Source organism: Maricaulis maris (assembly GCF_003634045.1).
Classification (GTDB): Bacteria; Pseudomonadota; Alphaproteobacteria; order Caulobacterales; family Maricaulaceae; genus Maricaulis; species Maricaulis maris.
In genome coordinates this window covers 62,353-74,275 of the sequence record NZ_RBIM01000001.1, presented here as the reverse complement: position 1 = coordinate 74,275, position 11,923 = coordinate 62,353, and the positions used below count along the sequence as shown (strand labels likewise).

15 protein-coding genes are annotated in these 11,923 nt (G+C 63.8%); 5 read left to right on the top strand and 10 right to left on the bottom strand.

Annotated features, from left to right (window positions below; all coding sequences use genetic code 11):
• Window positions 1-10 precede the first annotated feature (10 nt).
• Entirely contained in the window at window positions 11-679 is a 669-nt protein-coding gene (locus C7435_RS00410; RefSeq protein WP_075188527.1) for a DUF1013 domain-containing protein, read from the bottom strand.
• 164 nt (window positions 680-843) lie between these two features.
• Window positions 844-1,836: an NAD(P)H-quinone oxidoreductase gene (locus C7435_RS00405; RefSeq protein ID WP_121209609.1), complete on the bottom strand. Its 993-nt coding sequence runs from the start codon at window positions 1,834-1,836 to the stop codon at window positions 844-846.
• A gap of 61 nt (window positions 1,837-1,897) precedes the next feature.
• Here C7435_RS00405 and C7435_RS00400 point away from each other — a divergent pair, with 61 nt between their 5' ends.
• Both C7435_RS00400 and rcdA read left to right on the top strand, forming a co-directional pair.
• Window positions 1,898-2,095 (top strand): DUF1192 domain-containing protein, encoded by a 198-nt coding sequence (locus tag C7435_RS00400; RefSeq protein ID WP_075188525.1) that lies wholly within the window; start codon window positions 1,898-1,900, stop codon window positions 2,093-2,095.
• A 79-nt stretch (window positions 2,096-2,174) separates the two neighbouring features.
• The gene (gene rcdA / locus C7435_RS00395) at window positions 2,175-2,702 is read left to right on the top strand and encodes a protease adaptor protein RcdA (RefSeq protein WP_121209608.1); all 528 of its coding nucleotides are present in this window, start codon (window positions 2,175-2,177) and stop codon (window positions 2,700-2,702) included.
• A gap of 86 nt (window positions 2,703-2,788) precedes the next feature.
• Here rcdA and rpmE read toward each other — a convergent pair whose 3' ends face one another.
• A complete protein-coding gene (rpmE, locus tag C7435_RS00390; protein ID WP_075188523.1) occupies window positions 2,789-3,007 on the bottom strand; it encodes a 50S ribosomal protein L31 in 219 nt (72 codons plus the stop codon).
• A gap of 199 nt (window positions 3,008-3,206) precedes the next feature.
• Between rpmE and C7435_RS00385 the strand changes: the two genes are divergently transcribed.
• Both C7435_RS00385 and C7435_RS00380 read left to right on the top strand, forming a co-directional pair.
• A complete protein-coding gene (locus tag C7435_RS00385; protein WP_121209607.1) occupies window positions 3,207-3,470 on the top strand; it encodes a type II toxin-antitoxin system CcdA family antitoxin in 264 nt (87 codons plus the stop codon).
• Entirely contained in the window at window positions 3,471-3,779 is a 309-nt protein-coding gene (locus C7435_RS00380; RefSeq protein WP_121209606.1) for a CcdB family protein, read from the top strand. It abuts the gene before it with no gap.
• Between the two features lie 574 nt (window positions 3,780-4,353).
• Here C7435_RS00380 and C7435_RS00375 read toward each other — a convergent pair.
• The 3 genes from C7435_RS00375 to C7435_RS00365 form a co-directional block, all read right to left on the bottom strand.
• Window positions 4,354-5,187 (bottom strand): hypothetical protein, encoded by an 834-nt coding sequence (locus C7435_RS00375; protein ID WP_170150287.1) that lies wholly within the window; start codon window positions 5,185-5,187, stop codon window positions 4,354-4,356.
• A 182-nt stretch (window positions 5,188-5,369) separates the two neighbouring features.
• The gene (locus C7435_RS00370; protein WP_121209604.1) at window positions 5,370-6,359 is read right to left on the bottom strand and encodes a peptidoglycan-binding protein; all 990 of its coding nucleotides are present in this window, start codon (window positions 6,357-6,359) and stop codon (window positions 5,370-5,372) included.
• Window positions 6,360-6,362: 3 nt separating this feature from the next.
• Complete coding sequence (locus C7435_RS00365) at window positions 6,363-7,355, bottom strand: hypothetical protein (RefSeq protein ID WP_075188519.1); 993 nt, start codon at window positions 7,353-7,355, stop codon at window positions 6,363-6,365.
• A gap of 260 nt (window positions 7,356-7,615) precedes the next feature.
• On the opposite strand from C7435_RS00365, the gene C7435_RS00360 reads away from it, so the two are divergent.
• Entirely contained in the window at window positions 7,616-8,224 is a 609-nt protein-coding gene (locus C7435_RS00360; protein ID WP_121209979.1) for an FMN-dependent NADH-azoreductase, read from the top strand.
• 40 nt (window positions 8,225-8,264) lie between these two features.
• Here C7435_RS00360 and mddA read toward each other — a convergent pair whose 3' ends face one another.
• The 4 genes from mddA to C7435_RS00340 form a co-directional block, all read right to left on the bottom strand.
• Entirely contained in the window at window positions 8,265-9,023 is a 759-nt protein-coding gene (gene mddA, locus C7435_RS00355; protein WP_075188518.1) for a methanethiol S-methyltransferase, read from the bottom strand.
• A gap of 117 nt (window positions 9,024-9,140) precedes the next feature.
• A complete protein-coding gene (locus C7435_RS00350) occupies window positions 9,141-9,938 on the bottom strand; it encodes an inositol monophosphatase family protein (protein ID WP_075188517.1) in 798 nt (265 codons plus the stop codon).
• A 4-nt stretch (window positions 9,939-9,942) separates the two neighbouring features.
• A complete protein-coding gene (gene efp / locus C7435_RS00345; protein WP_075188516.1) occupies window positions 9,943-10,509 on the bottom strand; it encodes an elongation factor P in 567 nt (188 codons plus the stop codon).
• A gap of 138 nt (window positions 10,510-10,647) precedes the next feature.
• Entirely contained in the window at window positions 10,648-11,859 is a 1,212-nt protein-coding gene (locus C7435_RS00340; protein WP_121209603.1) for a tetratricopeptide repeat protein, read from the bottom strand.
• Window positions 11,860-11,923: the final 64 nt, after the last annotated feature.

Sequence of the window (11,923 nt, the reverse complement as noted above, 5' to 3'; positions counted from 1 at the left end):
GAGGTCCGGCCTATTCGGCCTTGGGACCACCGAACAGCGTTTCCAGGTCGATCTCGGCCTCTTGGGCGGGCTTTTCCTCGGCCTGGTGCAGGTCTTCCTGGGCCTTCAGCGTATCGGTCAGCAGTTCCGGGTTTTCTTCCTCGAGCTTGCGGCGACGGGCCGAGGCCTTCTTGACCTGCTCATCCAGGTCGATCTGGGTGCAGAGCCCCAGCGACACCGGATCGGTCGGCTTGATGTTGGACGAGTTCCAGTGACTGCGCTCGCGCACGGCCTGGATCGTCGTCTTGGTGGTGCCGATCAGCTTGGAGATCTGGGCGTCGGCCAGCTCCGGGTGGTTGCGGACCAGCCAAGCGATGGCGTCCGGACGGTTCTGGCGGCGCGACAGTGGCGTGTAGCGCGGGCCGCGACGCTTGGCCGGCTGGTGCAGCTCGGAATATTTCGGCTTCACCACCGTCATGCGGTATTTGTCGCTCTTCTCGGCCTTCTCGATTTCCTCGCGCGTCAGCTGCCCGTTGGAAATCGGGTCAGCGCCGCGCACGCCGACAGCAACATCGCCATCGGCAATGCCCTTCACTTCGAGCGGATGCAAGCCACAGAAATCGGCGATCTGGTCGAAGGTCAGCGAGGTATTGTCGACGAGCCAGACGGCCGTCGCTTTCGGCATCAGGATCTCGGTCATGGTCTCAGCTCCAAGGCATGGGATTGAAGTACAAAAACAAAAAAAGCCCGACGCGGCGGCCGGGCTTGGGCTTCCGACGCTGGTGGCAGGTCTGCACCATCCAGCGATTTGATGCATTTATAGCGCAGACCGCGCGGGCTGCAAAGCGGGGCAGCCTGCACAAATCAGCAATCCAGCAGTATCTTTCCCGCATGGGCGCCGGAATCGAGCCGTTCGTGTGCGGAACGAACATCATCCAGGGCAAAACGGCTGTCGATCAGCGGCGCCAATTTGCCGGCGGCGATCCAGGGCCACACGGTGTCACGGACAGCGGCCGCGAGACGGGCCTTTTCCGCCAATGACCGCGCCCGCAGGGTTGAGCCGGTCAGCGTGATCCGCTTGAGCATGACCCGCATCAGATCAACCTCCACGCGGCTGCCGGTCAGAAAAGCGATCGAGACAATCCGCGCACCCATGCGGGCACAATTGATGTTTTTCTGGACATAGGCGCCGCCAACCATGTCCAGGATGACGTCGGCACCGCCGGCTTCGGTCACAACCGTCTGGAAGTCCTCGTCCCGGTAGTTGATCGCAATATCGGCACCGAGCGCCTTGCACTGCGTGACCTTGTCCGGCGTGCCGGCTGTTGCGATCACCCGCGCCCCCGCCGCCTTGGCCATCTGGATCGCCGTCGATCCGATCCCGCTTGTTCCGCCATGGACCAGAAATGTTTCATCACGCGACAATGCGCCGATCTCGAACACATTCGTCCATACGGTAAACACGGTCTCGGGCAGTCCGGCCGCATCGGCCACTGCGACAGTGTCCGGCACCGGCAGGACCGAGCCGGCCGGGGCGACCGAGAAATCGGCATAGCCGCCGCCCGCCACCAAGGCACAGACCGGATCGCCGACCGCAAACGCGCTGACACCCGCGCCCAGCTCGGCGACATGACCGGCCACCTCCAGGCCCAAGCCTTCCGGTGCGCCGGGCGGGGCGGGATAAAAGCCGAGCCGCTCGATCTGGTCCGGCCGGTTCACGCCGCAAGCGACATTCCGGATCAACAGCTCGCCCGGGCCAGGGACCGGCACGGGCCGGGTCACGATTTCAAGCACATCCGGGCCGCCTGGCTCGCGGGCGATAACGATGCGGTTTTCAGTTTTCGCGATCTCGATCATGGGACTTTGCCTTCCTTCGCGTTATGCTGCCCCCAGGAGCCAAGCATGTGGAGGCCGATCCATGTTTCATGACGAGGAGAGCATCGCAAGCCAACGGGCACGCCAGGGCATCATTCCCGGCGAGGATCTCAGCGCCTTGTCGCTGGACGATCTGGCCGAGCGGCGTGGGCTGTTGGAAGACGAGATCCGCCGCATCGACGATATCACTGAAAAAAAGAAGGCCGGGCTGAACGCGGCGGACGCCGTGTTTAAGTTTTGATCAAACTCTTTGGGCAGTCTGGCCCGAGCCTTGCTACGATTCGCCCGTAACCCGTGATCGACGCACGAATGGACGCGTAATGACCGATAGTCACACACCGACCCTCTTCCCAGCCGGCGGCGGCCCTGCTGCCCGGGCTCAGGATTTTGCCGCCTCGGAGATGTTCCAGAAACTCTTCCGCGAGGGCATGGACCTGGTCGAGGAGACTGCGAGCTATCTCGATGGGCCGGGCCGTGACGACTCCAAATCACTCGATCGGGCCGGCGCCCTGTCCTACGCCACCGAGAGCATGAAGCTGACCACACGTCTGATGCAGGCCGCCTCCTGGCTGTTGGCCCAGCGCGCTGTCGCCGAAGGCGAGATGTCGGCCGAGGCTGCAACCGATGGCAAATACCGCCTGTCCGCGGATCGACCGAGCGAGAAGTTATGGCCGGAAGGCGAAACCCCGCCGGCCGTGCTCGGCGACCTCGTGAAACGGTCGCGATCGCTCTATGATCGCCTCAAGCGGATCGACGACAATCTCTATACCGACGGTGTGGTCGACACGGACGCCAATCCGGTTGCCGACCAGATGGCCATGCTGCGCGGCGCTTTCGGCCAACGCTGACCCGCACGACACACATCGCCGGACAGAAAAAAGGCCCGCTCCAACCGGAACGGGCCTTTTTCTTGTCGCGGAGGACGTCGAAAAGCTTACGCGAAGCCCTTGAACTTGTCCTTGAAGCGCGAAACACGGCCGCCGCGGTCCAGCATGTGCTGATTGCCGCCGGTCCAGGCCGGGTGCGACGTCGGATCGATGTCGAGATTGATCGTATCGCCTTCCTTGCCCCAGGTGGATTTGGTCTGGAAGGTGGTCCCGTTGGTCATCACAACATTGATGATGTGATACTCGGGATGGGTATCCTTTTTCATCGGTCCGGCTTTCTCTTGTCCGCCGCGCAACGGGATTACGTTGCCCCGCACGCAGCTCATATAAACTCAGGAGCGGGGCTAGTAGCCGAAGATACCGGCCATGGCAAGCGGGGCATGGAGTCTGACGGGCCGGGTCACCAATCGTGATTGGAGACGGCCGCAAATGTGTGTATAATCATACACACACCGGAGCCTGACCATGTCCGAACCGCGATATCCGCAAGCCGAACGCCGCAAGCGCACCAATCTCACCGTCCGCGAAGACGTGATGGCCGAGGCCAAGGCCCTCGGCCTCAACACCTCCCGTGCCGCCGAGGCGGGCATCGAGGCCGCCATCCGCGAGGAAAAGGGCCGCCGCTGGCTGGAAGAGAACCGCGAGGGGATCAAGGCCTATAACGAGCGCTATCAGCGCGATGGCCCCCTGCTGCCTCCCCCTTGGTGGGCCCAACCGGACGACGATTGAATGGCCCGCTTCGACGTTCACCCGTTGAAGGGAAGCGGTGTTGCGCTGGTTGTCGACATTCAGGCCCACCTCTTGAGCGAGCTGCCCAGCCGGATCGTTGTCCCGCTCCTTGCGACCGCCGATCTTAAACGCCCGCCAATTTCCCGCCTCGAGCCGATACTGGACATTGACGGCGAGGCCTATCTTTTCGCGACGGCCGGTCTGGGTGTGCAGTCTGCGAACCAACTCGGCACCGCTATCGCCAATGTGGAAGCCCGGCATCGGGACGATATCGTCAACGCGCTGGACTTTCTGTTTCAAGGGTATTGAGTGCGGCCTCCTCGCTTCGCTCGGCCCCATCGGCCCGATGCTCCGCATCGGCCCACTTCCCCATGTAATGGGGAAGAAAACGGAGAACACGTGAGCCGGATGGCGCGCCCCGGCGCACACCCGCCCATACATCCCTTGCCGAGAGAAAGCCGTATCCGGGTCTTCAGCTCAAGGGTGAAACCGCGAAGCGGCCGCATTGCGGCCCTTGACCTGAAGACCCGGATACGGCCCGCCGGCTGACAAGGGATGTATGGGTCCCTCCGCGCGTTGCGCGATTGGATCCACCTTCCAGTTCATAATGCAGGCTGCCACAGGTCCTCACCCCGACAAGGCGAGGTGGATCGCCCGACAGGGCGAGACCGAGTGGGTGACGAGCGGCCCGTGAAAGAACGCTGGCGCGGCGGAATGACATCATCTCGATCGCAGCTTCGACGAGACCCACGTCACGATTTTCCACCCTGCGGCGCTTGATGCTCTCCGCTGGCTCTACAGCTACCCGCCCTACGATTACGGCCCGGCTCCCTGGTATCTGCGCGAACGCGCCGGTCCGGAAGATGACGAATAGCCGACAGCGCTAGACCAGCGAGATGATCTCGCCCAGCGCGCCGGGAAGCGCCACGCCACCTGGAAACAAGCCAGCAATCCGAATGCCACGGAGCTGCGTCTCCCCAGCTGGGTGAAAGACCAGCTCCACGCCGGCAGGGGACAGCCAGCGCCCCGGCAAAAGCGGGTTTGCGAGGACCGTTTTCCAGGTCGTCGCAGCCCGGGAATCGGGCGCCAGGTCAAGATCAATGGAAACTGTGTAGTCGCCCGCGTCGAGGCCGCCAAACCGACTGGCAAAGTCGGCCTTGGCAAGCATGCGTCGGCGCTGGGCTTCGTCCGCGGGATCAAAATGAAGGAAGAAGAGCAGCTGCCCCTGGATGACGGCGTTCAGACTGCGCAACCCGCGCGGGGATCGCGCCATCCCGTCGGCAACCCGCGCCAGCCACCGCGAAAGGCCATGTCGTCCGCCGAACCGACGCCCTAACCAGAATGTCCGCGGTTCGGAATCGAGCGCACCGCCAACAACGGTATTTGTCCACGCCATCTCCCGGGCAGGGTCAGCAGAGACAAAGGTCGGCGGGACGTGCTTGATATCCGCCGCACGCAAAGCCTCGGCAAGGTCCCACGGCGCCTGGCTGGTCGACAGTGCCAAGCCTGCCAAGCGGGTCGGAATGTTGCGCGCACCATCAAGGCGGGCGACTTCAATTGCCATCTTTCCAGCCCAGACGGCTCCGGTCTGGATCGCCCCAAAGTCCCGATAGGGCCAAGCTTCCGGAAACCCGGTCACCGTCTGCAACAGTTCAAGGTCCGCTTTCGGGGTCTCACTGAGGATCAAGACATGATCCACATCCACGCATTCAATCACACGACTCTCCCGGCGCGGCTCGCCGCGCAGCTTGGGAATAGGCCTTCACTGGCGGGCAGCCCCGACAGCGGTGTGACAAGGCGTTCCTGGTTCAACCCCGAGCGGGATAATACTAAGCAAGGGCGTTGAGGGTGTCGTGGTCATTCGACAGCGTGACACTTCACATTCCAGTGCGCCCCTCCCTAGCGCGACGTCAGCTTCAACTCGATCCGCCGATTGCGCTGGTTGGCCTCCGCGCTCCGTCCCTCGACAATCGGATAGTGCTCACCAAAACCGGCGGCGACCAGGCGGTCCGACGGGACGCCCAATTGCTCCATCCAGTTGACCACCGAGATGGCGCGGGCGGCGGAGAGGTGCCAGTTGGAGGGGTAGGTGGTGCGGATCGGGACCGGGTCTGTGTGGCCGTCAATGCGGATCACCCATTCCAGGTCGGCCGGGATTTCGTCGGTCAGCTGGATGATCGCATCGGCAATCGGGCGCAGGCTTTCGCGGCCCTCATTTGACAAGGCGGCCGAGCCGGACGGGAAAAGGACATCCGTTTCGAACACGAAACGGTCACCGACAATGCGTACGCCGGTGCGGTTTCCGAGAATGGCGCGCAGGCGACCGAAGAAGTCGGAGCGGTAGACGGCCAGCTCGGCGGCGCGCTCGGCCAGGGCCGCATTGAGGCGTTCACCGAGATTGATGACCTGGGCCTCAGCCTCCTCGGCGCGCTGTTCGGCAGCGTCCAAGGCGGCATTGAGCGTGGCGATCTGGTCGCGCAGGGCCTGGATCTGCAGGTTGAGCATCATCAGGGCGCGGCGGCTCTCTTCGGACAGTTCACGCTCGGCATCGAGCTCGGCCTGCAGCGCCGCCGTCTGGGTGCCAGCCATCGCCAGCGCATCGCTCAGCGCATCGCGCTCAGTCTCCAGTCCGGAGACGCGCAGTTCGAGCTCGGTGTTTTCCGCCTGGGTCAGGGCCAGCTCGTCGGCCAGCTGGGCGAGCTGGGCGTTGAGGGCAGCCAGCTGTTCGTCGCGCCCGGTCAGGGCGCGCGACAGGGCAAACTGGCCAGCGACAAAGATCGACAGCAGGAAGACAATGACCAGCAAGAGCGTGGCCAGGGCATCGACAAAGCCCGGCCAGTGATCGCCATTATCGGCTTCCTGGAAACGCGCGAAACGCGGCGAGGCCATGGCCTATTCCCCTCCCCGCTCCCGCGATTGCAGGGCCCGGATCAGCACCCGGATCTCGTCACGCAGGGCGCGCATCGACTCTTCCTGGCTGGCCCGGCTGTCCTCAGCAAAACGCTGCAGCGTGGTGTCCATCTGGCGGGCATTGCGCTCCAGCGTGTGGGACAGACGGTCGAGCGTCTCGGCGGTCTGTTGCAGCAGGGCGCCGACATAGGCGGACGAGACCTCGCCATCATCACCCGTTGCCGGGCCGGCGGCGGCAAGCCGCGAAATCGACGACAGCCATTCCTCGATCTCGTTGTAGAACCGGTTCTGGGCGCGGCTGGCCTGCAGGTCGAGGAAGCCGATGACCAGCGAGCCGGCCAGACCGAAGAGCGAGGAGGCAAAGGCAGTGCCCATGCCCTGGATCGGGTCCTCGATCGCCGACATCAGCCGCATCACATCGGCTTCACCACCGGTCGAGCTTTCGGTGACGGCACGGACCGCCTCACCGACATCTGAAACAACCGATAGCAGTCCCCAAAAAGTGCCGAGCAAGCCGAGAAAGATCAGAAGACGGCCAAAATAGCGAGTGAAGGCGCCGGCTTCCGACATCCGCGCGCCAACCGAGTCGAGCACGGTGCGCACCGAGCCCGCCGACAGCGAGACACGGCCATCGGCCTGCGAGATCATCGAGGCCATCGGCGCGATCAGGGCCGGCGGGCTGGGCAAGCTGGCCGGATCTTCTGCCGAGCGGAAGCGGATCAACCAGCGCGCCGCCGGACCGATGCCCAGCGCCTGGGCAAAGGTGTAGAGCACACCGATCACCAGCACGCCCAGAATGAGACCATTGATCGCCGGATTGGCCCGGAAGGCCTCTTCCAGTGGTTCGATCAGGAAGATGCCAAGCGCCGCAACCACGGCCGTGAACAGTGCCATCCAGATGATGTAACGCCACGGCCCGGTGAACCGGACGCTGGGTGCCTGGGACATATCCTGATCGGAATTGAGAACGGGCATGCTGACCCCTCGTAAAAGCCGCCGTCTTTCCTACCCCCCGGATTGGGACAATTTGGAGGCGAGGTCAAAGGGCTGGTGCGAACTAATCGCGGATGCCGCTATTTCATAACCACTGGCATGGCGGGTTTATGTCCAAAGCGGAAACAATAAGTCGCCAGATCGGTGGTTTTTCGCGGGTGGAGCGATAGCCATCTTCCGAGCATCGAATTCAGGGCCACACGCCCACCGCCCGTTGCCACTGCCTGCTGATGGAGTTTGCCATGACCAATCCAGCCACCCGCCACATCCTTCGCGTTGATGCCAGCATGCGCCATGACGGCTCGGTAACGCGCCAGCTTACCGAGACGCTGGTCGATCGCCTGTCCTCTGGCGACACTGCGGTCCGCATCACCCGCCGCGACTTGGCCGATAATCCGCCAGCCTATATCGACGAGGCTTGGATCGGTGCCAATTTCACGGATGCGGACGCTCGCAGCGACGCCCAGAAGGCCGTGCTCGCCCGCTCCGATGCACTGGTCGCCGAACTTCAGGCCGCCGACACGCTGGTCATCGCCACGCCGGTCTATAATTTCGGAATTCCTGCCGCGCTGAAGGCCTGGATCGACCTCATCGCCCGCGCCCGCGTCACCTTCAAATACACCGAGACCGGTCCGGTCGGCCTGCTGACGGGCAAGCGCGCCATCCTGGTCGTCGCCTCCGGCGGTACCCGGGTCGGCAGCGAGATCGATTTCGCCACCAACTACATGAAACACGTACTCGGCTTCATCGGCATCCACGATGTCGAAATCATCGCCGCCGACCAGCTCGGCCAGGGCGCCGACGAAAAGCTTGCTGCGGCCGGTGAAGCGATCGAGCGTCTGGCGGCCTAGACGGCTTGGCGCCGGCCAGGATCTGGCCGGCGCCAAGCGCCTACTCCCCAGGCTGGGCCAGGGAATCCTTTCGCCCAATCTTGGGGAGAAAGGCACCGGCTTCCTTGCGATAATCCAGATAGTCATCACCAATTTCGGCGATCAGATCCTTTTCCTCAAAACGATAGACCGCGATGATCATGTAGGCCGTCGTGACGACCGCGAAGAGGAGATGGCCCAGCGTCATCACCGGCGCCGCCCAGAAGGCGATCATGAAACCGGTCATCATCGGATGCCGCACCAGACGGTAGAACAGGTGTTTGCGGAAGGGGGCGCCCTTGAAGGGGCGCCGCCGCAGATTGGCGTAGATCTGGCTCAGGCCGAACAGGTCGAAATGGCTGATCAGGAAGGTCGAGATCAGCACGATCAGCCAGCCGGACCAGAACAGGGCCTGCACCGCATAGGTCGCCAGCCCCTCGGGCACCGACCAGACCAGGCCCGGAATCGGCTGCCAGAAGGCATAGATCAAGGCGAGAGCGATCGAGGACAGCAGCACGTAAATCGTGCGTTCCAGATAGGTCGGCACAAGTCGGGTCCAGGCCGCCTTGAAGGCCGGACGCGCCATGACGCTGTGCTGCACGGCGAACAGGCTCAACAATGCCAGATTGACGATAATGGCCGTCACGACCGGCCCGGCCACACCGGAATCGATGGTTTTCGGCACGAGAAGATTGCCGACAAACCCGATCGAATAGAGGAATACAACGAAGAAGAATGCGTAGACGGCAATGCCGAATACAAACCCGATAGCCCGGCCCATAGCGAGCCCCCCTGCCTTGCCGACGCCCGAAACGGCACGTCATGATTGCAGGCTAGGCCATATTCTCCCGAAAAGATGCCCCAAGCGGGACGCCGCTTCGAAAATGGGTCCGGCTGGCTAGGCGGCGGCCTTCTTCAGACGCTCGACCACCTCGGCCAGCATGGGCTCGTTGCCGGCAGCGATATTACCGGTTTCCAGCAGGTTTTCCGCACCATCGGCTTCGGCGACGAAACCACCGGCTTCGCGGACCAGGATGATGCCGGCGGCGATGTCCCAGGATTTCAGGCCGCGCTCCCAGAAGCCGTCATAGCGACCGGCAGCGACCCAGGCGAGGTCGAGGGCGGCAGAACCCATGCGGCGAATGCCGGCGCAATGCGGCATGATCTGGTGGAGTTCCTTGAGGAAACGTGCCTGGCCCGGCTTGCCGATATAGGGCGTGCCGGTGGCGATGACGGCTTCGTCGAAATGCTTGCGCTCGGCAACCCGCAGACGGCGGTCGGCCAACCAGGCACCGCGGCCCTTTTCAGCGTGGAACATCTCGTCGGTGGCCGGATTGTAGACCACACCAGCAACCAGCTCGCCCTCGCGCTCGAGCGCGATCGAGACCGAAAAGTGCGGCATGCCGTGCAGGAAGTTCAGCGTGCCGTCGAGCGGATCGACGATCCAGCGGTGCGACTTGTCGCTGCCTTCAACAATCCCGCGTTCCTCCATCAGGAAGCCATAACCCGGACGGGCCTGGCTCAGACGGTCATAGATGATGTCCTCGGCCTTGTGATCGGCGACCGAGACGAAATCGGCCGGACCCTTGCGCGAGACCTGCAGGTGCTCGATGTCGCGAAAATCGCGATTGAGCGAACGGCCGGCGCGGGCGGCGACATCGGTCATGACAGTGAGGAGCGGAGACAGCGTACCCATGATATCAGTCCGCCCGCTTCACATAGCTGCCGTCTTCGGTGGCGACGATGATGCGCTCGCCAACGCCAACGAAGGGCGGAACCGAGGAGCGCACGCCATTGGATAGGATGGCCGGCTTGTAGGAATTGGCGGCAGTCTGGCCCTTCACCACCGGCTCGGTATCGGCCACTTCCAGGGTCACGTGCTGTGGCAGGGAAATGCCGATCGGCCGTTCCTCGTGGAACTCGACAACGACATTCATGCCATCGGTCAGATAGGCCGCACGTTCCTCGCCGACGAAATCGGCCTGCAGCTCAATCTGCTCATAGCTTTCGGCATCCATGAAGGTCAGCATGTCATCGCTGGCGAACAGGAAGGTGTGATCCTTCTGCTCAAGGCGCACGCGCTCGACCTTGTCGGCGGCGCGGAAGCGTTCGTTGAGCTTGCGACCGTCGAGGAGGTTTTTCAGCTCGACCTGGGCGAAAGCGCCGCCCTTGCCCGGCTTGACGTGATCCGTCTTGACCGCGACCCACAGCGTATCCTGGTGCATCAGGACATTGCCGGGGCGGATTTCGTTACCGTTGATTTTCATAACTCACCTGTTGCCGCGCCAATGCGGCCCATATTTCGCGTCGGCGCGCGCGCGCCGCAAAGTGGCGCTCTCCTATCAGCGGGCATGCGGAACGGCAAGCCGCGCGGCACCGGCCCGACGCCGGGGCGCGCCAAACCGTCAGCGCAGCGCGTCGAATTCAGCCCGTATCCGCTGGCGGACATCCGGTGGCAGGGCGCTTGCCAGCCCGGCCTCGAGCCGGTCGCGGTCACGATCATGCACCGGCGCGCCGAGATGATCAGTCGCCGCCAGCAAGGACCAGCGATAGGCCAGCTCAAGATCCTGTGACACGCCCTCGCCGCGCGCCAACACGAATGCGTAGAGGAATTGGCTCTCGGCATCACCGCCACGGGCGCCGCGCGAAAACCAGTAGGCGGCCAATTCCGGATCCGTATCGCCGCCGCGACCCTGATACATCATCAGACCGTATTGGCCCTGGGCTGGCGCGTAACCACTTTCGGCGGCGATGCGCATCCAGTTCCGGCCGGTCACATCATCCTGCGCCCCGCCCTCGCCGTCGACCCACATCATGCCAGCCTGGAAGGCGGCTTCGGCGTGGCGCTGATTGGCGGCACGTTCATACCAGACCCGGGCGCCCGCCGCGTCACGCGCACCGCCCAAACCCTCGTCGAGCAATTGGGCGAGCTGGTACATGCCTTCCGCCGAGCCCTGCTGGGCGGCGCGGCCAGCCCACTCGCGGGCGGCGATGGCGTCCTGGGGCACGGGCGAGTTTTTCAGCGTCACCGCATGCGCAACCATGGCCGGGATATGACCGGCCCGGGCGGCGCGCTCGAACCAGGGCTCAGGCTGACCAAGCGCCAGCGACTCATCCCCGAGCGCCGCCAGTTGCCCGAGATTATAGAGCGCGACCGGATCGTCGCGGTCCGCGGCACGTGTGAACCAGCGCGCGGCCGCCGTCAGATCAACCGGGCCACCCTCGCCATTGCGCGTCATGATGCCCGAAAGAAGCGCGGCATCGACAATGCCGCCGGCAGCCGCGGTCGCGGCATAATTGCGGGCCGAGGCCCAGTCTTCACCGAGATAGGCAATCTGGGCCCGATACCAAGCCGCCTCGGCGCCGCCCATTCCGGAAGGAATTTCAGCGTTGTCCGCTTCCAGCCCCTCGACCGCAGCACTCTGGACGTCTTCGGGCAACAGGATGAGTTCGCGCGGGAAGACCATCGCGGGCGACGTGTCTTCGGTCGGCGCGTCTTCGGTAAGCACCGGCTCCGGCGCGACCACGTCCTGGGCGTGGGCTGGCACGGCGGCAAGCAACAGGGAGGCGCTGATGGTGAGCGCGGCAAGAAGGGCGGTGTGGTTGGAAGCGATCATGCCCCTTCTAGAGCGCGTCGATTGCGGCACCGTCAAGCCTGCACTGCGTTTGCTGGGTGAAATG